This is a genomic window from Rhodococcus sp. T7, assembly GCF_009872365.1.
In the GTDB taxonomy this organism is placed as follows: Bacteria; Actinomycetota; Actinomycetes; order Mycobacteriales; family Mycobacteriaceae; genus Rhodococcus_F.
Window position 1 is genome coordinate 85,643 of the sequence record NZ_WXYH01000110.1, and the last position, 19,730, is coordinate 105,372.

The following is a 19,730-nucleotide window of genomic DNA, read 5'->3' on the forward strand; positions in this document are numbered from 1 at the left end:
CCTACGCGTCACCGAGTTGATCTCGCAGCGACGCCAGTGTCTTCGCGAGCAGGCGGGACACGTGCATCTGCGAGATGCCGACGCGGTCGGCGATCTGGGTCTGGGTCATGTTGCCGAAGAACCGCAGCATGAGGACGGTCCGCTCCCGTTCGGGCAGTGACTGGAGCAGGGGCCGCAGGGTTTCGTGGTTCTCGACGTCGTCCATCGCGGCGTCGTAGTCGCCGAGCGTCTCCACCATGGACAGCTCGCCTGCCCGGTCCGAGGACGTGTTGTCGACGGAAACGGTCTGGTAGGCGTTGCCTGCGAGGAGTCCCTGCGCCACCTCCTCCTGTTCCAGGTCCAGATGCTCGGCGAGTTCGCTGACGGTGGGGGCGTGGCCGAGGCTCTGCGACAGTTCGGCGACGGCCTGGCTGAGAGCGAGGTGCAGTTCCTTCATCCGGCGGGGTACCCGGACGGCCCACCCGGTGTCGCGGAAGTGCCGCCGGACCTCGCCCATGATGGTGGGGACGGCGAACGACACGAAGTCCGATCCCCGCTCCACGTCGAACCGGTCCACGGAGTTGACCAGGCCGAGGCGCGCGACCTGCACCAGATCGTCGTGCGCCTCGCCGCGGCCGTCGAAGCGGCGTGCGATGTGCTCGGCAAGCGGCAGGCAGCGAGTCACGACGGCGTCGCGAAGTCTGCCGCGCCTGGGGTCGTCCTCGTCGAGGGCTGCCATCTGTTGAAACATTGCTGTGACGTCCTGATACTCGTCCGGCCAACGGGCCGTGTGCCCCCCACTGTGAGTATGGGACGTCACAGACTCAGGCCGTTCTTCACCTTGGTGAATTCCATGGTGGTGACGAAACCCGCGGTGGCGGGGTCGGGCTCCTGTTTCAGGTCGACCGAATCGGTGAGGGCGTTGAGGACGTGCCAGGCGAACGAGCGCTCGCCGAGGGAATCGACCGAGGTGGTGGTGCTCGAAACGTCGACTCGCAAGGTGCCGTCGAGAAATTGCAGCCGGCACACCAGAAGTGCATCCGGTGTCGCGCGGACGATCAGCTGGGTGCAGATCTCGTCCATGGCCAGTTTGATGTCGGCGATGGAGTCGAGGTCGAAATCTTCGTGGATGGCAACGGTAGCTGCCAGGGCGCGCAGTACGGAGAGCTGATCGGGCGTTGCTCGCACGCGCAGTTCGACGACGGGATGTGTGTGATCCTGGTCGGGTTCGATTGTCTTGGCGATGGCCATGAGACCTCCGGGTAGGGCGTACCGTGCTGTCGGCGAGCGGTGGGTCGGCTCGCGCTGCTGAGAAGTCAGGGTAGCGATCCGGCGACACCGCAGGTGGAATACCGCAGAACAGGACCGATCAAACCAGTCCGATCAGTACGTTTGCGCGGGTAGTGTGGGCGGCACGATCAGCGTTCCTGAGGCCCTCGGCAGGGTCATGGCGGTCACGGGAGACGAGTGAGTGGGATGCCTGACGAGATTCACCTGCACACGTTGACAAGTGACGTCGACGCCGACGCGGTCGCCGTCTCGCTCGACTCCGTGCTCGAATTGCTGGGGCCCGAGGACGAGTTCGAGGTGGTGCTGAACAGGGTGTGCCGTCGGATCGTGTCGACGTTCCCGGGTGCGGCGATGGCCGGGGTCACCGTTCTCCGGGCGACCGGTCCGGTAACGGCGGCGGCGACCTCGGACGACGTCGCGGCACTCGAGGAGTTGCAGTACCGCTTCGGTGAGGGTCCCGCGCTCGACGCCATCCGCTCCCGCGAACCCGTGCGTGCCGACCGTGCAGCCGCGTACGAGAAGTGGCCGGCGTACGCCGCGAGTTCCGAACCGGCGGGCGTCCACAGCTACCTGTCCGTGCCGCTGCCCTGCCCGGAGCAGTCGGCCGCACTGAATCTGTACGGACTGTTGCCGCACGCCTTCCACCGGATGGACGAATCGGTGCTCGAGTTGCACGTCGAGGCGGCATCGGTCGCGGTGCGCAACGCGCGACGGTACGGCGAGGCGAGAAATCTGATCGAGCAACTTCGTATCGCACTTCGTTCCCGTTCCGTCATCGACCAGGCGAAGGGAATCGTGATGGCGTTGCGGGGTCTCGACGCCGAGACCGCATTCGACGTCCTCGTCACCCGTTCGCAGCGCGAGAACGTCAAACTTCGGGTGGTCGCAGAACGTGTCGTGGCGGCTGTTTCTGCCCGCACAACCGTGCATAACGGTTTGTAATCGCTCACCAGGGCAAACGGGGGCCCCAGTATCTGTTATTTCCTTGTGACACATCACAGGCGGGAGTAGTCTCGAACCGAGGTTGAACACACAGCCGATGTCGGGAAGCGCTGCCGTAGCAGACAGTGTCATGTGTCCGAGGTCGGGTCTGTCTGCAGGTGCTCCGCTTCCCCTCTCAATGTTCGAGATGGGGTGAGCCATGTCTGTTGGTCAAGGGGTCCCAGAACCTGAAATGGCGTGTTCGGGCACGGAGTTCGGTACCACGTACAAGCCGAGGGTAACGCTCGCGGCCGTTGGTTCCGCTCCGACACGCTGTGCGAGCGCGGAATTCACATCCGAACGTCTCGGTTCCGGGGTGATGTTGGTAGGGGTGCGGGGCGAGATCGACCTGTTCAGTGCACCGGGGTTCCGCGACTACGTGTGCACGCGGATCTCGCCGGAGGGGCAGTTCATCCTCGACATGTCGAAGGTGGACTTCATCGGAACCGCGGGTCTGTCGGTGCTCGACACCGTTCACGCGACGAACGTCCGGGACGGGCGGACGTGGGCGATGATCTGCGGCCGGCCGGTCTACCGGTTGCTCAGGGCGGCGGGCCAGGAGTCGAGCTACCCGTGCTTCGCGTCCGTGGACAGCGCCCTCGTGGCCTGGCACGGCCGAACGGCGTAAGCCGCCGAACCGGCCGAACCGGCGCCCGAGTCAGTGGGCGCCGGTTCGACTCGTGCGCGGAGGAGCCGACACACAGCGGCCGTAGGCGCGGAGGGTGTCGGTGGCGACCCGGTCCCACGAGTAGCGGGCGCGGGCGCGATCGCAGCCCGCCATGCCGTATCCCGTGCGCAGGGCGTCGTCGTCGAAGATCTGCCGCAGGGCCTCCGCCAGGCGGACCGGGTTGCGCGGGGAGATCAGGCGTCCGGTGATGCCGTCGACCACCGTGTCGCGCATGCCGCCGACGGCGGACGCGACCACCGGGGTGCCGCAGGCCATCGCCTCGAGCGGCACCATCCCGAACGGCTCGTACCACGGGGTGCACACGACGGCGTCCGCCGACCGCAGCAGCGCGGGCATGGCGTTTCGCGGTACCCGCCCGACGATCCGTACCCGGTTGCGCACCTTCGTCTCACGAGCCAGCGTCAGCAGTCTGGACGCTTCGGGGTCGTCGGCGACGTCGTCGGCGGCGGGTCCGCCCGCGATGACGAGTTCGGTGTCGGGGAAGTGGGTGAGCGCCTCGATGGCGGTGTCGAAACCCTTGCTGGGCGCCAGCCTGCCGACCATGACGAGGCGGTGGCGTTTGCCCTTCTCGTCGGCGCGGCCGTCGGGCGTGAACTCCTTGACGTCGACGCCGGACGGGACGACGGAGGTGCGCGAGCGGGGCAATCCGAGGTGGGAGAGTTCGAAGACCTCGTCCGTGCACGTCGCCACCACTCGGGTGGCGCCGCGGGCGATCAACTGCTCCAAGTGAATTCGGTTGTGCGTGCTCGACGTGTCCGCGTGCTCGAACCGCTGCTCGACCACTCCCAGGGCGTGGAACGTCTGGACCACCGGTATGCCGAGGGTGCGGGCGGCGAGTTGCGTCGCGATCCCGGACATCCAGTAGTGGGCGTGGACGATGTCGGGCCGCTCGGCCTCCCATTCGGTCTTCAGGAAGCTGCCGAATGCCCCCATCAGCGGCAGGATCTCGGCCTCCGGCATCGGCCGTGCGGGACCGACCGGTACGTGCACGACGGTGTACCCGCTCGCGGTCGTGACGCGCTCGGGGGCGTCCTCGCGCTCCGCCCGCGTGTAGACCGTGACGTCGTGGCCCTCCCTCGTGAGGGCCGCCGACAGTTCGGCGAGGTGAATGCTCTGCTCTCCGACTTCGGCGCCGTCCGACGCGTCGAGGGGACTGGCGTTGGCGGAGACCATCGAAATCCGTAATCGTCTCGAGGTGCCGACTGCGGCCGTTCTCATCGGCTGCCCGCCGCACACGGGAGGTCTGGGTTCGCGATGAATGGCCGTCATGCCACGGGGATTCCCGAAGTTCGGGTTTGTAAACCGACCGACTCGCATTCTGTCACGGGACGGGTGCCACGAGCCGGCCGGTGTTGCGTTCTAATACCAGCGACGCCTGCCGCCGACCGCACGCCCGGTCGCGCCCAGAATCCACAGGACCACGCCGATCACCACGAGGATGATGCCGATGGTCCAGAGCCAATTGATGCCGGCCAGCCATCCGATCAGGAGCAAGATCAGTCCGAGCACGATCATGACGTTCCTCGATTCTTCATCCCACCGAGGTGAGGGGCGAGTCCGATCGCGGACCCTCCCGCACCTCGTCGACCCCTGCGCCCATTGCGTAGGTCAGATGCCCGCCGAGCGCGCCGCCGATGCCGATCGCGAGGAGTCCCGCGGTGCTCGTGGCGACAGCGCGTCCGTCCGTCCCGTGCCTGCGGCGAACGTAGGACGCGAGCATGGCCACGACACCGATGGCGTTGGCCTCGGCGTGGATCAGTCCGACGCGGCGCTGTACGGTGTCGCGTTCGGCCCAGTCCGCCCAGCCGGTCATCAGCGTCGGGGGAGCTGCGAGCAGTCCGAGGCCGATCAGCCTGCGTGCGCCGACGTGATCACGAAATGCCAGATCGAAGACGCTCGCGCCGACCCACGCCCCGATGGGGAGGCTGACGAGAACGGGATGCACGGGGTGCCCGAGCCAGGACCCGCGCAACAACGGGCCCGCGGCGGAGGAACCGAGTGCCCCCTGGATCCGCTGCTGCAGAAACCGGCTGCCGCCGTCGAGGAACCGGGCGGCCTCCGCTTTCCGGAACACGCTCTCGAGGTTCATGCCTTCCGGTTACCCACGGCGGCCCGAAGAAAACCGGTCCGCCTTGTCGTCGGTGCAGGTCGGGCGTAGCGTCGGGACCACGTTCTCGAAGGTGAGGTGAGTGCAATGAAACTCAATCTCTTCGCAGCTTGGGTCAGCTTCGCACTGGTTCTGCTCTCGGTGGTCTGTCTCGGCGGGTTCCTCGTCGCCGCGGGATCCGGGCAGGGCGGCTGGGCGGTGATCTCCGGGTCTCTGTGCGTCGTCGCACTGGCCGGGGCGATGGCGCTGTACGGCGGAACCGTGCGCCACGACCACAGGTTGCATCACGAATCGCCGCACCTGTTCTGACTGCGGCAGTTCCGGACGGCTCAGGATTCCGCAAGTCTCCGCTTCTCCGCGTCGATGTCGAAAGTGGCGGGCGGCCAGTCGAGGTCGAGCTTCTCCAAGGCGTCGATCAGCAGTTCGGTGACCGCGAGCCGGCTGTACCACTTGCGGTCGCACGGAACGACATACCACGGCGCGTAGTCGGTCGACGTCAGGTCGAGCATGGCCTGATACGCGTCCTGGTAGGCCGGCCACAGCAAGCGCTCGTCGACGTCCGAGGGGTTGTATTTCCAGTATTTGTCGCGGCGCTCCAACCGCTCCCGCAACCGTGACTTCTGCTCGTCGAGTGACACGAACATCGCGACCTTGACCAGGGTCGTGCCGCCTGCGACGAGTTCCTTCTCGAATTGGTTGATCTCGTCGTAGCGGCCGCTCCAGATCTCCTCGGGCACGAGATCGTGAACCCGGACCACCAGTACGTCCTCGTAGTGCGACCGGTCGAACACGCCGAGTTGCCCGCCGCGGGGGACGGCCTTGCCGATCCGCCACAGGAAGTGGTGGCGCTTCTCCTCGGGTGTGGGAACACCGAACGAGGCGTGATCGACACCCTGCGGGTCCACGTGCCCGATGACGTGGCGGACCATTCCGCCCTTCCCCGCGGTGTCCATGCCCTGGAGCACGAGGAGCACCGACCGTCGGTCGCCGGATCGTCCGTTGGCGTAGAGCTTCTCCTGCAGGGCGGACAGAACCGCTCCGCGTTCCTCGAGCAGCTGGAGGCCGTCCGACTTGTCGCCGACGAATCCGGGTGTGCTCCCGCAGTCGAGTTCGGCGATCCACCGGCCCGAGTGTGACCGCAGGGCCTCGGTAGCGGGCGTCTTCCAGAATCCGCGTGCGTTCTCGGCCATGTACAGACAGTGCCACAGGAGCGTTACATGGAGGTGTGGTCGGCGAGGTGCATCGTTGCCGTGTCCTGGTGATCGGGACCGGGTTCTCCGGTCTGGGCACGGCGATCCAGCTGCGCAAGCGTGGGCGCGACGACTTCATCCTGCTGGAGAAGGCGCGGGAGGTCGGCGGCACGTGGCGGGAGAACACGTACCCGGGGTGTGCGTGTGACGTGCCCTCGCACCTGTACTCCTTCTCGTTCGAGCCGAACGCGGACTGGACGCGGATGTGGTCCGGGCAGGCGGAGATCTTCGATTATCTGCGCGGACTGGCCGACAAATACGACCTGCGGCGCAACATCCATTTCGGCCGCACGATGACGGGCGGCTACTGGGACGCCGAACACCGCCGCTGGCACATCCACACCGAGTCGGGCGACGAGTACGTCGCGCAGTTTGTCGTGTCCGGGATCGGCGCCCTCCACATTCCGAACGTCCCCGATCTGCCCGGAGCCGGCACGTTCGAGGGCACGGCGTTCCATTCGGCGCGCTGGAACCACGACTACGACCTGCGGGGTAAGAAAGTCGCGGTGATCGGCACGGGCGCCAGCGCCATCCAGTTCGTACCCGAAATCGTGGGCGACGTCGCCGAACTGCAGTTGTATCAGCGGACGCCGCCCTGGGTGATTCCGGACTTGAACTTCCGCATTCCGCCGAAGGCGCGGCGACTGTTCGGCCGGGTCCCGCTTGCGCGACGGATGGCGCGTGCCGCGGTCTACTGGACATACGAATCGCTCGCGCTCGGGTTCAACGGGCACTTCCGCCTGATGCGGCCGATCGAGAGCGCGGCGCGGGGGAATCTGAACAGGACCGTCACCGATCCCGAACTCCGCCGCAAGCTCACCCCGTCCTACGTCATCGGCTGTAAGCGGATCCTCGGGTCGAACGTGTACTACCCGGCGCTGATCTCACCGAGGTCGGTCGTGATCACCGAGGGCATCGCGGAGATCCGTCCGCACAGCATCGTCGCGGGGGACGGGACGGAGCGGGACGTGGACGCGATCATCTACGCCACCGGATTCCACGTCACCGACGGCTTCGACAGGTTCGACCTCACCGGGGTCGACGGCAGGCGCCTCGCCGACGAATGGGAGGAGCACGGGATCCGCACCCACCTCGGTATCACCGTCGCGGGTTACCCCAACGCGTTCTTCCTGTTCGGCCCCAACACCGGACTCGGTCACAATTCGGTGGTGTTCATGATCGAGTCGCAGATTCGTTACGTCCTCCGGCTGATGGATCTCGTCGACCGGCGCGGCGCCGACGCCGCGGTCGTCCGGCCTGCGGTGCAGAGCAGTTTCAACACCGCCATCCAGCGGAAGCTGTCGAAGGGTGTGTGGTCCCGCGGCGGATGCGTGAGCTGGTATCTGGACTCGCACGGCGTCAACCGCGCGATCTGGCCGGGCTCGACCGTGCGTTACTGGCGACAGACGCGGGAGGTCGATCCGACGGACTTCGAGTTCACGCCCGGCTGAAGGGCGGGGGCGTCACTCCGTCGACGAGATGGCTTCCCCAGAGGTCCACTCCGGTGATCCGGGCGGTGGCCGTGCCTTCCGGGCCGGTGATCTGAAGTTCCGTACCCGCGGACAGGTCCGCGTCCGCGCCGAGAGCGTCCGTCAGGGTGCGGACACGGCCGTGCCAGACGTACCGACCGCTGATGGGTTCGAAGTTTCCCGCCAGCTGGACCCTTACGGTGACGGCGGGACGGTCGCCGACGACGACGTCGGCGGGGCCGCGGTAGCCCTCTTCTTCCTCGTGTTCGTTCACTCGAGGAAGTTTACCTGTAACTGCTAGTTACACAAGAATGGATCGACGCCTATTCGGTGGCGTCGGCAGGCGGCAGCAGTGGGTGCGGGATCGCGTTGAAGCGTGCAGGCGAGCCGTTGACCGCAGCAATTCCGGTGACGCCACCCCAGGTCATCATCGTGAGGTAGTTGATCAGGTCCTCGACCGACATCGACCGGTTGGAGATCCACCAGTGGGTGGCCAGTTGCACACCGCCGACGATTCCGTACGCCCACGGGACAGCGCCGCCGGAGTCCATCTCCATCTGCCGCAACCGCTCGCCGAGCACGGTGGACAGCACCTCGGCGATCATCCGCTCCGAGTCGGCGACCGTCTCGCGGCCGGGGCCGGAACCGTTGGCCATGATGTACAGGTAGACGTCGGGATCCGACGCCACCGTCTCCACGTACGCGGTGATCGTGGCGCGGGTCAACTCGAAGTCGTCGAGGTCTCCGCCGATGGCCTCGTAGATCCGCGGAGCGAGCGTCGTCTCGACGTACCGCGCCATGGTCGCGTTCGTCAGATCGCTCTTGTCCGCAAAATAGCGGTACAGCACGGTCTTGGAGACACCGATCTCGGACGCGATCTCGTCCATGCCGATGTCCCGTCCACGCAGGCGGATGGCGGCGATCGTTCCGTCGACGAGTTCCTCTCGGCGCGCGATCTTGTGCTCACGCCAGCGGCGCTTGCGCCCATCGGGCTTTGCCGCTTTGTCCTGCTTCGTCATCGACTCGGTCACCTGCTCGGGATCCTTCACGCCGTCGTTCGCCACTGACTCTCTTCACATCCGTTTCGTGTCGCGATCTCCTGTCAGCTTAGTGCGAGGGTGTTGTCTCACGGCACAACGCCGTCTGTGCGGGCGCGCGTCCAACGGCTGGGTGACCGCCCCGGCGCCGACCTTGGGCACAATGGCGTCTGTGGATCAATTGAGCCTTTCCGCCTTCGACGACGATGCGAAGCGTCGTGATCTCCGCAAGATGAAGGCTGTCGCGACGGGCTTCCTCGTCTTCGCCACCGTGGTCTATCTCGTGTGCCGGTGGCAGGAATCGCGGGGCGCGGGGGCGTGGGTCGGCTACGTGCGAGCCGCGTCGGAGGCAGGCATGGTCGGCGCGCTGGCCGACTGGTTCGCGGTGACGGCCCTGTTCCGGCATCCGCTGAGGTTGCCGATACCGCACACCGCGATCATCAAACGCAAGAAGGATCAGCTGGGGGCGAGCCTGAGCAGCTTCGTCGGCCAGAACTTCCTGGCCCCCGAGGTGGTGTCCGCCAAGGTGGAGGCCGCGGAGATCCCGCTCCGGCTGGGCACGTGGATGGCACAGCCGAAACATGCCGCGCGGGTCGCCGCCGAGACGGCCACCATCCTGCGCGGCTTCGTCGAGATCCTGCGCGACGAGGACGTGCAGCAGATCATTGACAGCACGCTGGTGCGCCGGCTGGCCGAGCCTCAGTGGGGGCCGCCGATCGGGCGGGTGCTCGGCGAACTGCTGCGTGAGAACCGGCAGCTGCCGATCCTGGATCTGCTCGCCGAGCGGGCGCACCAGTGGGCGCTCGGGAGCCAGGAGACCATCGACCGGATCGTCAGCCGCGATTCGCCCGCCTGGTCGCCCAAGTTCGTCGACGCCATGCTCGGCGAGAAGATCCACCGGGAACTCGTCGAATTCACCTGGAAGGTGCGGTCCAACCCGGAGCACGAGGTGCGGCAGGCGGCTAACCGTTTCCTCGTCGACTTCGCCGACGACCTGCAGAACGATCCCGCGACCATGGAGAAGGCCGAGAAGATCAAGGCCGAGATCATGGGACGCGAGGAGGTGACCGGCCTCGCCGCGGCGACGTGGACGGTCGCCAAGCGCCTGATCATGGAGTCCGTCGACGACCCGGACAGCACGCTGCGCACGAAGGTCGCGGAGAACGTCGTGCGATTCGGCGAGCGGCTGCGCGACGACCACGAACTGAGGACCAAGGTCGACGGGTGGGTACTCGCGGGCACGCGCTACATCGTCGTCCACTACACCGACGAGATCACCGCGATCATCTCCGACACCGTCGAGCGCTGGGACGCCGAGGAGGCGTCCAAGAAGATCGAGCTCCAGGTGGGACGCGATCTCCAGTTCATCCGCATCAACGGCACCGTGGTCGGTGCGATCGCGGGCCTGCTGATCTACACGTTCTCGACGTTGCTGTTCGGCTGACTTCCCGCGCGGAACCGCGCCGCTAGCTAGGTGCTAACAGAGTGCTTGCAATTGCTAGCACCCTGCTTTAGGCTGGGTGCTGCACAGCAACACGGAGGACTGATGGCAAGCGATGACCGCGATGCGGCCGGTGCAGGAGATCTGGCAGCTCGCGTAGTCAGCAACGCCGCTCACGACATCGGAGGTTTCATTCGTGCCCAGCGCGAAGCAGCCCAGGTGTCGATGCGGCAGCTGGCGCAGCTGGCCGGAGTCAGTAATCCGTATCTGAGTCAGATCGAACGTGGGTTGCGCAAGCCCTCGGCCGAGGTGCTTGGGCAGATAGCCAAGGGGCTCCGGGTCTCGTCGGAGGTCCTGTACGTCCAGGCGGGTTACCTCGAGCAGCGGCCACACGGTCCCCTCCGTGACGCTCTGCTCGCGGATACGGCCATAACCGAGCGGCAGAAGCAGGTGCTGCTCGAGATCTACGAGTCGTTCTGTCGTGAGAACGAATCGGCGGAAGCGGCAGAATCCCGGACGTCCGAGCTTCGGACAGAAGAACACCAGCGTTCTGATTCCCAGACGCCGGAACCAGAACCCCCCACCGTTGAAGAGGAGAAAGCCGATGACTGACCAGAAGACCATCGACAGCGTCAAGACGTCGCTGTACGCCGCCGTAGGTGCCGGAGACGTCGTGGTGCAGGCCGTGGCCGACGTCGTCGCCCAGGTCCGCTCGCGCGCCGAGTCCACCCAGGGTGACGTCGAAGAGCGTGTCGGCGGCGCCAAGGAGCGCTTCGCCGGACTGCAGGAAGAGGTCACCGAGGGTGTCGAGAACCTTCGCGACCGCCTTGCCGGACTGCCGTCCGAGCTGCCCGAGGAGCTCGCCGAGCTGCGGGAGAAGTTCACCGCCGACGAGCTGCGCAAGGTCGCCGAGGCCTACCTGAAGGTCGCATCCGACCTGTACACGTCGCTCGCCGAGCGCGGCGAGGACACCGTCGAGCGCATTCGCAAGCAGCCGGTCGTCGAGGAGGGCATCGGCCGCGCCGAGACCGCCTTCGGTGACGCCGTCGAGCTGACCGAGGAAGCTCTCGGCACCGTGGCCCGCCAGACGCGCGCCGTGGGCGAACAGGCCGCGAAGCTCGCGGGCCGCGCTTCGGGCCGCATCTCCGAGACGGCAGAGGGACTCGGCGAGGCCATCGCCGACGCCGGCGACGAGGCTGCCCTGAAGGTTCTCGACCTGGGCGACCAGGCCGAGGAAGCGTCGAAGGGCGCTGCCGATCGCGTCACCGCCACGGCGGCCGACGTCCAGGCTCGCGCCGACCAGGCGGCCCCGGCCAAGCATGCTGCCGCTCCCGCGAAGAAGGCTGCTCCCGCTCCGGCCAAGGCCGCGGCAACTCCGGCTCCGGCCAAGAAGGCGGCCGCTCCGGCCAAGAAGGCTGCTCCGGCCAAGAAGGCTTGATCCTTCACGCTTTTCGGCCCCCGCACGTTCGGTGCGGGGGCCGTTTGCGTGCCCACCTCGTAGGATGGGGCTGTGATTCAAGTTGACGGCGTCGTCTCGGTGATCTTGTTGGTGATTCGCATCGTCGCTCTGGGTGGTGCTGCGTACGCGCTGTTCCACGCCGCCCGCCAGCGCAAGGACGCGTTCACCGCGGTGGACAAATTGAGCAAACCGATCTGGCTGAGCATTCTCGCGGTCGCGTTCCTCGTTCTCCTGCTGTTCCCGGCCGTGCAGTTGTTCGGTATCGTCGCGGTCGTCGCGGTGTGCGTCTACCTCGTGGATGTGCGGCCCCGTGTCGACGACGTGCAGCGCGGACCTCGCTGGTAGGCATTCCAGCCGGACAGATACCGCTCCTCCCTCACGGTCCTGCGAACGTTCGGGGCCTTTCGCGCCCTGACGATGACAATGGACATTGTGACAATGCTATGGTGGTTTTACGGCTACCGAGGAGCTGACATGTCCGCGAGGGAATACCGAATAGACGACCTCGCACGCGAGGCGCGGGTGAGCGTGCGCAACGTGCGCGTCTACCAGGACCGCGGACTGCTCCCGCCGCCGAGGAAGCAGGGGCGCACGGGGTGGTACAACGACTCGCACCTCGCGCGGCTGCACCTGATCGGACGGATGCTCGATCGCGGCTACACATTCGCGACCATCAGTGAACTGCTTACCGCCGCGCACTACGGACTCCAGGTCAAGGACGTTCTGGAGACCGACGACCCGGGCGGCCGCTGGAAGAAGCGCAGGCGCGCGGCACGCCTCACGATCGCCGAGCTGAAACGCATGTTCGGGGCGCAGACCACCGAGGCCAACATCGCCCGCGGCACCGAACTCGGTGTGCTCGTTCCCGCAGGGGACGACTATTCGGTCGACAATCCGCGACTGGTCGAGGCGGCGCAGGTCCTCGTCGACGCCGGCATCCCGCTCGAAGACGTCCTCGAACAGACCGCGGCGGTGCGACGCGACCTCTCGGACGTCGCCGCACGGTTCGTCGCCGTCGTCGCGGACCGCTATCTCGCCGCCGAGGGTGAGCCGCTCGAACTCGACGAGGCGAAGGTCTCGGACATCGCGCGGCTCGTCGACCAGATGCGTCCCCTCGCGCACGACGCCGTCCAGTCGCTGTTCGAAGAGGCGATGGAGGAGCAGATCTCCCGGGCCCTCGAACGGGCTGCCCGGCAACTCGGCGAGACACCGGGTCCGGCGTCGGGCACAGACACCAACAAAGCAAGTTAGACAGGACAGGGGTAGGGAATGACCAGCAGTTCGCGCACCATCGCCTTCCGGGCGCTCGCAGGCGCAGCCGGGGTCGGCGCCGTCGTCGCCGCGGCAGCGGCGATCCGTCACAAGCGCGCCACCCGCGGGTTGACGTTGTCGACCGAGGTGGCCCCGAACGAGTTGCTGCGCACCCCGGATCTGCGCCCGGATGTGACGGAGATCCTCACCGACGACGGAGCGACGTTGTACGTTCGCGCGTACGGTCCGGTGGACGGCGATCCCATTGTGCTGAGCCATGGTTGGACCTGTTCGACCGAATACTGGTACCCGCAGGTGAATGCGCTCGCGGGCGAGTACCGGGTGATCACCTACGACCAGCGTGGGCACGGTCGCAGCTCGGTCGGCTCGCTTCCGCTCGGTCCCGACGTCCTCGCCGACGACCTGTCGGAGGTGCTGAAGGCGACGGTGCGTGACGACAAGAAGGCCGTCCTCGTGGGCCACAGCATGGGCGGCATGAGCATCATGGCGTGGGCAGGCCGGCACGCCGACGAGGTGAAGAAATACGCGTCGGCAGTCCTGCTCGCCAGCACCGCCTGCGACCGGCTCGTCGCTGAGACCACCGTCATCCCGTTGCCGAATCGTTTTCCGCGCGTGCCGGTTCCGGTCGGTCGCGCCGTCCTGAGCACACCGGTCCCGTTGGTGTCTTCGCCGGTGATGACGCGCGCGTTGCAGTACGTGTCGATGTCGCCGAACGCCACTCGCGCCGAGGTCCAATTCTGCGAGAACATCGTCCGGGACTGCAAGCCGCGCATCCGCGGCGGCTGGGGTGCCGCGCTCAGCGGCCTCGACATTCACGAGGCACTCGACCACCTCGACGTCCCGACCACGGTGCTCGTCGGTTCCATGGATCGGTTGACCCCGCCCGTCCATGCCCGCAAGCTCGCTCGCGTCCTGGACGAGGCCGGTCACCTCGAGCGGCTGATCGTCCTTCCCGGCGTCGGTCACATGAGTTCCGTCGAGAGCATCGACGAGTTCGACAAGGAGATCGTGCGGCTACGTAACCTCTGACCTTTCGGCTGCCCTGCAGTCGGTCGGGCCCACACGCTGATGGCGTGTGGGCCCGATTTTTTGTGCCGGTGTGAGGCTTGACACATCGACGACAATACATCTAACGTAATTTGTATCACTGTAAAACGTGACGCGATCCAGCGTTCCACCGATCCGGTCATCAGGCGATAGGAGCTCACGTTGGCTCATGTAGTTACGCAATCCTGCTGCAACGACGCGAGTTGCGTCGCGGTGTGCCCCGTCGATTGCATCCATCCGACTCCGAACGAGCCCGGCTACGGCAGCGCGGAGATGCTGTACATCGATCCCGCCGGCTGCATCGACTGCGGCGCCTGCATCGACGCGTGCCCGGTCGACGCGATCGTTCCCGACTACGACTTGACGCCGGAGACCGCGCGCTACGAGGAAATCAATGCGGCGTTCTACACGAACCGGGATCAGCAGGCCCCCGCCCCCGACCGTCCTGTTGCCGAGGCGGTCCAGGTATCGGACCGCGCACTGCTACGGGTGGCGATCGTCGGATCCGGGCCGTCCGGCTGCTATGCGGCCGAGAGCCTGCTGTCGCGAATCGGTCCCGCCGTGGAGATTTCCTTCTTCGAAAAGCTCGCGACACCGTTCGGGCTGATCCGATTCGGAGTCGCACCGGACCATCAGGGCACCAAGGCGGTCGCCGCGCTGTTCCAGAAGACGGCGTCGCGGAAGAACGTGGACTTCTACCTCAATGTCGAGGTCGGTACGCACCTGACTCACGACGACCTGCTCGCGCATCACGATGCGGTGATCTACGCGGTCGGCGCCCCCGCCGACTGCGCGCTGGGGATTCCCGGCGAGGATCTGCCCGGAAGCCACTCGGCAACGGAATTCGTGGCGTGGTACAACGGTCACCCCGAGCATGCGCACCGCACGTTCGACCTATCGGGCGAACGGGCCGTCATCATCGGCAACGGCAATGTGGCGTTGGACGTGGCCCGAGTGCTCGTCGCCGGCGCCGCCGAGTTGACGAAGACGGACATCGCCCCGCACGCATTGGAAGCGTTGTCGGAGAACAGGATCAGGGAAGTGCTCGTCGTCGGGCGGAGAGGTCCGGCGCAAGCGGCGTACACGAATCCGGAGTTGCTCGCGCTCGGCTATCTCCCCGGCGTGAATGTCGCGGTGCAGCCCGACGAGGTGGCGCGTGAGGCGGAGGCGGGTGGGTGGACCGACCCGATCGAGGCGATGAAAGCCAGGATCGTCGCAGAGTTCGCCGCCGCCCCGAACGCGCCCGGATCCAAGCGTATTACGCTGCGCTACCTGCTTTCTCCGGTGGAGGTGGTGGGAGACGGCCGGGTGGAGGGGATCCGCCTGGTCCGCAACGAGCTTGTTCCGGATGCGGACGGCCGTTCCCGGGTGGCTCCGACAAGTGCCGTCGAGGACGTCGACTGTGGTCTGGTCCTGCGGTCGGTGGGGTACCGGGGGATCCCGGTCGCGGGGATCCCCGTCTCGGGTGCACGATCCACGATGCTGAACGACGGAGGTCGTGTGCTGGAACCGGACTCGGGCAGGCCGATGTCCGGTGTGTACACCGTCGGGTGGATCAAGCGAGGTCCCTCCGGCGTCATCGGAACCAACAAGGCGTGCGCCGCCGAAACTGTCGACAAACTCGTCGACGACTTCCACTCGGGTCGATTGGCGGCTCCCGGGGGTGGCAGGCAGGACCTCCGCCGACTGGTCGCGGAGCGGCGACCCGAGAGCATCGGTTACGACGGATGGAAAGCGATCGACGCGCACGAGCGGCGACTCGGCAGGGAATCCGGCCGGCCGCGCGTGAAGCTGGTAGACATCGCCTCGATGATCGAAATTGCTTCGAGTGCAGCTATTTCCGGCTGAATCTACCCTGATGCGCGCCCGGCTCGACGTGCGCCGAAGAAAGTGATTGACGTCTCATCGCCTAACGGTATAAGGTTTATTCGGATCGGAGATGCGGCCCGCACCCGATCCTCTCGGCCGGCGACAGGCCCCGCCGTCGAGGATCGGAACAGTCTGGCCGCCCGACTTCGCCGGACGATGTCCCACGCACCGCGAGTCTCCGGCATCTGACGAATCATCACAGAGGAGTTCACATGAAACTTCAGGACAAAGTTGCCGTCATCACCGGAGGTGGATCCGGGCTCGGACGCCAGGGAGCGCAGTTGTTCGCATCGGAAGGTGCGAAGGTGGCGGTCGTCGACATCGACGGCGACCGGGCCGAGCAGACTGCGAAACTTGTTGAGCAGCAAGGTGGAACGGCGATCGCCATCACCGCCGACGTGAGTGACGAGGCGGCCGTCTACCGCAGCGTCGAGACCACCGTCGAGCAGTTCGGCAAGCTCGACATCATGTGGGCCAACGCCGGTGTCGTCTCCCGCGGCGGTGTCCCGTCCGTGGCCGGCGGCGAACAGGTGGAGTTCCAGGACCTCACGGATGCCGACTGGCAGCACGTTCTCGGGGTCAACCTCAGCGGTGTCGTGTACTCCTGTAAGGCTGCGGTGCCTGCGATGCGGGCCAACGGCGGCGGCACCATCCTGGCGACGTCGTCCGCGGCCTCGTTCGCCGCCTATCACAGCATCGCGATGTACTCGGCGACGAAAGCCGGTGTCAACGGCCTGGTTCGCGGCCTCAGTCTGGATCTCGGACGCTACGGCATCCGCGTCAATGCCCTCGCCCCCACGCACGGGATGTCGCCGAACTTCCTGATGGGCCCGGGCACCCCGGTGATCGGCCAGTCCTACGAGGAGACCGCGGGCCCGTGGGATCCGGGCGTCTCGCCGATTCCGCTCAAGCTCCAGCGTCCGCCGTCGCTCGTGGACAACGCGAAGGTCGCACTCTTCCTCGTGTCGGACGACTCCGCATACATTTCCGGTCTGACGCTGCCCGCGACGGACGGCGGCACGCTGTCACGTGTCGCGATGATGTTCGAAGAGGACACGCCGACTCCGACGCTTCCCGTCGACTGAGTGGAGCGTCCGCCGATGACCATTCATGCGCAGAACCGTGCGCCGTCGTTGAAGGTCGACCGATCCGCTTGTGCGGGCCACGGCCTCTGCTACGGCGCGGAACCCGAGATAGTCGACAGTGACGACCAGGGCTACCCCGTCGTCGTTGCCGAACCGGTTCCCGAGGAACTACGAGACCAACTGGGTGCCCTCGTCGAGATGTGCCCCGAACGCGCGCTGAGCGTCGAACTCCCGAATTCGGAAGGCTGAGAAGCAGTGACGACAACCCAACTACCCGAGAACCTCATTGTGGACTTCGACGTCTACGACCAGACCTTGGCGATGCCGGAGGACGTGTTCCAGGAACGCGCGGCGGCGCTGCGGGCCATCGGCCCCGTCGTGTACTCGAAGGCGCACGGCGGCCATTGGATCGTGACGCGCTACGAGGAGATCCACCAGGTCCTGCGTGATCCGGAGACCTTCTCCAGCTACCCGAACAACCTCGTGAACGCGGGCCAGGGGAAGTTCATCCCGATCGAGCTGGACCCGCCGGAGCACACGTTCTACCGGCAGGCGCTGCAACCGCTGTTCAGTCCCAAGCGGATGAAGGAGCTCGAGCCCCAGATCCGGGACGTCATCAACGAGCTCATCGACGACTTCGTGTCACGCGGTGAAGCCGAGTTCATCTCGGAGTTCGCCCACGAGCTGCCGACGCGGGTGTTCCTGGCGCTGATGGGCTGGCCGCTCGAAGACGCCGAGATGTTCACCAAGACGACGGACGTTGCACTGCAGGGCATTCCCGGTGGAACGGAAGAAGAGTCCGCCAAGGCGCGCGAGGATGCGGCCAACCAGATCTTCGGCTACTTCGGTGCCATCGTCGCCGGAGTGCGTTCCGGTGAGAACGCCTCGGACAGTCTGACGGCGCAGATCATCAACACCCCGATCGAGATGGAGGACGGGGTACGACTGCTCACCGACGAAGAGCTGTACCGCATGTTCTTCCTCCTGCTCATCGCGGGCCTCCACACCGTCCAGGGTTCACTGGCGTGGGGGATCATCCACCTGGCGAACAATCCCGGGCAGCGGCAGGAGATCGTGGACGATCCCGACACCATCCCGGCGGCTGTCGAGGAGATTCTGCGGATCGAGGCCGCCGTGATCGCGGGCCGGCGAGCGACCCGCGACGTCGAGATCGGCGGCGTGACCATCGCGGAGGGGGAGCAGCTCATCGTGCTGCTCTGCTCGGCGAATCGCGACGGCGGCGAGTTCGAGGACCCGGACGAGCTGAAGATCGATCGCTCGCCCAACCGTCACCTCTCTTTCGGGGCCGGTCCTCATCGGTGCATCGGGTCTCACCTGGCACGCATCGAGCTCAAGCTGGCCATGGAGGAGATTCACAAGCGGTTGCCCGATTACCGACTCGTTCCGGAGGATCCGCCGATCCTGCATGCCACCCAGGTACGCGGCTGCATCCGGCTCCCGATCACCTTCACCCCCTCGGCCTGAGGCCGGGCAGACGTCCGAGGCAGTTGTCCGTGGTCCTGTGGGACTTCGGGCAGCTGCCTCGCTCTTTTGGTGTAATGAAGGGACGTGGCCGCCCGATATGCAACAACTTACGTGTATTGTCATTTGTATCGCGACTGGTCGGGTGGCCGGTCGGAAGTGACGGTGTCTGGAGCGAGGATGGCAAGAAGGAAGACCGCCGGTGTGCTGAGCCAGGACGCCGATGTCGCACGGTCTCAGATACTCGTGGCCGCCCAGACGATGATTCTTCGTTTCGGGATCGCGAAGACCACCATGGAGGACATTGCCAAGGAGGCGGGAGTCTCGCGCCCGACCGTCTACCGGTACTTTCAGGACCGCGAGACGCTCACCACCGAGCTGATCAGGTGGCGATCGCGTCAGACGCTCGAACGTGGCCGCAAGTTCCTGATGGAATGTGCGACGTTCGAGGACAGGCTGATCGAAGGCCTCATCTACCTGGTCTACGACGGGATCAACGATCCGATCGTGCGCATCCTCGTCAGCCCCGAACACGTCGGCGGGGATTCGTGGCTCGAGACGATCCCCCTCGCAACGAGTCTGACCACCGAACTGTGGGGGCCGATCTTCGACGACGCCAAGGCCGGCGGCGAGATGAGGGCGGATATCGACACCGGCGAGGCGTGCTCCTGGATCACCCTCGTGCAATTGATGCTCGCACCGCGACTGGACAATTCGGATCCGGCCGATCCCTCGCACCGGCAGATGATGAAGCAATTCGTTCTGCCGGCCTTCCTGCCCTAGTTCGCCCGCGTCCCCCAGAAGCCGTGCCCCCGAGGGCACGGCTTCTTTTGTGCTTTCACCCGGTAAATCTAATGTTCTTAAGTATGCTGTTCGATGGTTCCCGTGCCTGGTCACGGCCGGATCGGTCGGGAATGCTTATGCCTGCGCCTATTTCGCAGGAAAGCTATTTCGCTTCCCGCTCTTGCCTCGGCGGTCAAAAGCCGTATAACGTATTACGTGCGACGTAATTTGTATCACAGCTAAAGGTTGTGAACTCGCCGTCCATCGTCCGCGATTCGATGAAAAGTGCTGCAAACAAGCTGTATTCGTCGTGCGCGACGGGATGGCTGTGGGTTCCGGTCCGAGGTCGCAAGTGCCCTGCAACATCCGAGGCGGCGTTCGACGCCTGAAGACACGGAGGTAATGGTGGGAGTGGAGGTATCCGTCGAGGGACTGACCAAGTCCTTCGGCTCGCAGAGGATCTGGCAGGACGTCACGCTGACCCTTCCGGC

General features: G+C 66.0%; 23 protein-coding genes. 15 read left to right on the forward strand and 8 right to left on the reverse strand.

Annotated features, from left to right (window positions below):
* Window position 1: 1 nt before the first annotated feature.
* Window positions 2-799, reverse strand: coding sequence for an RNA polymerase sigma factor SigF (locus MLGJGCBP_RS13280; RefSeq protein ID WP_087559285.1), 798 nt, complete (start codon window positions 797-799; stop codon window positions 2-4).
* Entirely contained in the window at window positions 796-1,230 is a 435-nt protein-coding gene (locus MLGJGCBP_RS13285) for an ATP-binding protein (protein WP_087559284.1), read from the reverse strand. The genes MLGJGCBP_RS13280 and MLGJGCBP_RS13285 overlap by 4 nt, the downstream gene beginning before the upstream one ends.
* Before the next feature lie 225 nt (window positions 1,231-1,455).
* Here MLGJGCBP_RS13285 and MLGJGCBP_RS13290 point away from each other — a divergent pair, with 225 nt between their 5' ends.
* Both MLGJGCBP_RS13290 and MLGJGCBP_RS13295 read left to right on the forward strand, forming a co-directional pair.
* Window positions 1,456-2,211, forward strand: coding sequence for a GAF and ANTAR domain-containing protein (locus MLGJGCBP_RS13290; RefSeq protein ID WP_160096135.1), 756 nt, complete (start codon window positions 1,456-1,458; stop codon window positions 2,209-2,211).
* A 358-nt stretch (window positions 2,212-2,569) separates the two neighbouring features.
* Complete coding sequence (locus MLGJGCBP_RS13295; protein ID WP_236581068.1) at window positions 2,570-2,878, forward strand: STAS domain-containing protein; 309 nt, start codon at window positions 2,570-2,572, stop codon at window positions 2,876-2,878.
* A gap of 30 nt (window positions 2,879-2,908) precedes the next feature.
* Here MLGJGCBP_RS13295 and MLGJGCBP_RS13300 read toward each other — a convergent pair whose 3' ends face one another.
* From MLGJGCBP_RS13300 to MLGJGCBP_RS13305, 3 genes are all read right to left on the reverse strand, one after another.
* Window positions 2,909-4,111 carry a glycosyltransferase gene (locus MLGJGCBP_RS13300; protein WP_160096139.1) on the reverse strand — a complete coding sequence of 401 codons (1,203 nt, stop codon included), beginning with the start codon at window positions 4,109-4,111 and terminating at the stop codon, window positions 2,909-2,911.
* Window positions 4,112-4,297: 186 nt separating this feature from the next.
* Entirely contained in the window at window positions 4,298-4,453 is a 156-nt protein-coding gene (locus tag MLGJGCBP_RS50495) for a DUF6131 family protein (RefSeq protein ID WP_087559280.1), read from the reverse strand.
* Window positions 4,454-4,469: 16 nt separating this feature from the next.
* Window positions 4,470-5,027, reverse strand: a complete 558-nt coding sequence (locus MLGJGCBP_RS13305) for a DUF2231 domain-containing protein (protein WP_160096141.1) — start codon at window positions 5,025-5,027, stop codon at window positions 4,470-4,472.
* Between the two features lie 105 nt (window positions 5,028-5,132).
* Between MLGJGCBP_RS13305 and MLGJGCBP_RS13310 the strand changes: the two genes are divergently transcribed.
* On the forward strand, window positions 5,133-5,354 hold the full coding sequence (locus tag MLGJGCBP_RS13310; protein ID WP_072939646.1) for a hypothetical protein: 222 nt from the start codon (window positions 5,133-5,135) through the stop codon (window positions 5,352-5,354).
* A gap of 20 nt (window positions 5,355-5,374) precedes the next feature.
* Here MLGJGCBP_RS13310 and MLGJGCBP_RS13315 read toward each other — a convergent pair whose 3' ends face one another.
* Window positions 5,375-6,235: a polyphosphate kinase 2 family protein gene (locus MLGJGCBP_RS13315; protein WP_160096143.1), complete on the reverse strand. Its 861-nt coding sequence runs from the start codon at window positions 6,233-6,235 to the stop codon at window positions 5,375-5,377.
* Between the two features lie 35 nt (window positions 6,236-6,270).
* On the opposite strand from MLGJGCBP_RS13315, the gene MLGJGCBP_RS13320 reads away from it, so the two are divergent.
* Window positions 6,271-7,746 (forward strand): flavin-containing monooxygenase, encoded by a 1,476-nt coding sequence (locus MLGJGCBP_RS13320; RefSeq protein WP_160096145.1) that lies wholly within the window; start codon window positions 6,271-6,273, stop codon window positions 7,744-7,746.
* Here MLGJGCBP_RS13320 and MLGJGCBP_RS13325 read toward each other — a convergent pair.
* Both MLGJGCBP_RS13325 and MLGJGCBP_RS13330 read right to left on the reverse strand, forming a co-directional pair.
* Window positions 7,733-8,038 (reverse strand): DUF4873 domain-containing protein, encoded by a 306-nt coding sequence (locus MLGJGCBP_RS13325; RefSeq protein WP_160096147.1) that lies wholly within the window; start codon window positions 8,036-8,038, stop codon window positions 7,733-7,735. The genes MLGJGCBP_RS13320 and MLGJGCBP_RS13325 overlap by 14 nt on opposite strands.
* Window positions 8,039-8,087: 49 nt before the next feature.
* Complete coding sequence (locus tag MLGJGCBP_RS13330) at window positions 8,088-8,783, reverse strand: TetR/AcrR family transcriptional regulator (protein ID WP_236581070.1); 696 nt, start codon at window positions 8,781-8,783, stop codon at window positions 8,088-8,090.
* A gap of 190 nt (window positions 8,784-8,973) precedes the next feature.
* Here MLGJGCBP_RS13330 and MLGJGCBP_RS13335 point away from each other — a divergent pair, with 190 nt between their 5' ends.
* From MLGJGCBP_RS13335 to MLGJGCBP_RS13385, 11 genes are all read left to right on the forward strand, one after another.
* On the forward strand, window positions 8,974-10,245 hold the full coding sequence (locus MLGJGCBP_RS13335) for a DUF445 domain-containing protein (RefSeq protein WP_160096151.1): 1,272 nt from the start codon (window positions 8,974-8,976) through the stop codon (window positions 10,243-10,245).
* 102 nt (window positions 10,246-10,347) lie between these two features.
* Window positions 10,348-10,854, forward strand: coding sequence for a helix-turn-helix domain-containing protein (locus MLGJGCBP_RS13340; RefSeq protein ID WP_012689029.1), 507 nt, complete (start codon window positions 10,348-10,350; stop codon window positions 10,852-10,854).
* Window positions 10,847-11,680, forward strand: coding sequence for a major lipid droplet protein TadA (gene tadA / locus MLGJGCBP_RS13345; RefSeq protein ID WP_160096153.1), 834 nt, complete (start codon window positions 10,847-10,849; stop codon window positions 11,678-11,680). The genes MLGJGCBP_RS13340 and tadA overlap by 8 nt, the downstream gene beginning before the upstream one ends.
* 72 nt (window positions 11,681-11,752) lie before the next feature.
* Window positions 11,753-12,046, forward strand: coding sequence for a DUF2516 family protein (locus tag MLGJGCBP_RS13350; protein WP_005251878.1), 294 nt, complete (start codon window positions 11,753-11,755; stop codon window positions 12,044-12,046).
* 129 nt (window positions 12,047-12,175) lie between these two features.
* The gene (locus MLGJGCBP_RS13355) at window positions 12,176-12,952 is read left to right on the forward strand and encodes a MerR family transcriptional regulator (protein ID WP_160096155.1); all 777 of its coding nucleotides are present in this window, start codon (window positions 12,176-12,178) and stop codon (window positions 12,950-12,952) included.
* An 18-nt stretch (window positions 12,953-12,970) separates the two neighbouring features.
* Window positions 12,971-14,002 carry an alpha/beta fold hydrolase gene (locus MLGJGCBP_RS13360; RefSeq protein WP_160096157.1) on the forward strand — a complete coding sequence of 344 codons (1,032 nt, stop codon included), beginning with the start codon at window positions 12,971-12,973 and terminating at the stop codon, window positions 14,000-14,002.
* 180 nt (window positions 14,003-14,182) lie between these two features.
* Window positions 14,183-15,868, forward strand: coding sequence for an FAD-dependent oxidoreductase (locus MLGJGCBP_RS13365; RefSeq protein ID WP_160096159.1), 1,686 nt, complete (start codon window positions 14,183-14,185; stop codon window positions 15,866-15,868).
* Between the two features lie 233 nt (window positions 15,869-16,101).
* Window positions 16,102-16,974 carry an SDR family NAD(P)-dependent oxidoreductase gene (locus MLGJGCBP_RS13370; RefSeq protein WP_160096161.1) on the forward strand — a complete coding sequence of 291 codons (873 nt, stop codon included), beginning with the start codon at window positions 16,102-16,104 and terminating at the stop codon, window positions 16,972-16,974.
* 15 nt (window positions 16,975-16,989) lie between these two features.
* Complete coding sequence (locus MLGJGCBP_RS13375; protein WP_087559271.1) at window positions 16,990-17,223, forward strand: ferredoxin; 234 nt, start codon at window positions 16,990-16,992, stop codon at window positions 17,221-17,223.
* Between the two features lie 6 nt (window positions 17,224-17,229).
* The gene (locus tag MLGJGCBP_RS13380; RefSeq protein WP_160096163.1) at window positions 17,230-18,459 is read left to right on the forward strand and encodes a cytochrome P450; all 1,230 of its coding nucleotides are present in this window, start codon (window positions 17,230-17,232) and stop codon (window positions 18,457-18,459) included.
* 177 nt (window positions 18,460-18,636) lie between these two features.
* Window positions 18,637-19,239, forward strand: coding sequence for a TetR/AcrR family transcriptional regulator (locus tag MLGJGCBP_RS13385; protein ID WP_124396085.1), 603 nt, complete (start codon window positions 18,637-18,639; stop codon window positions 19,237-19,239).
* Window positions 19,240-19,730: the final 491 nt, after the last annotated feature.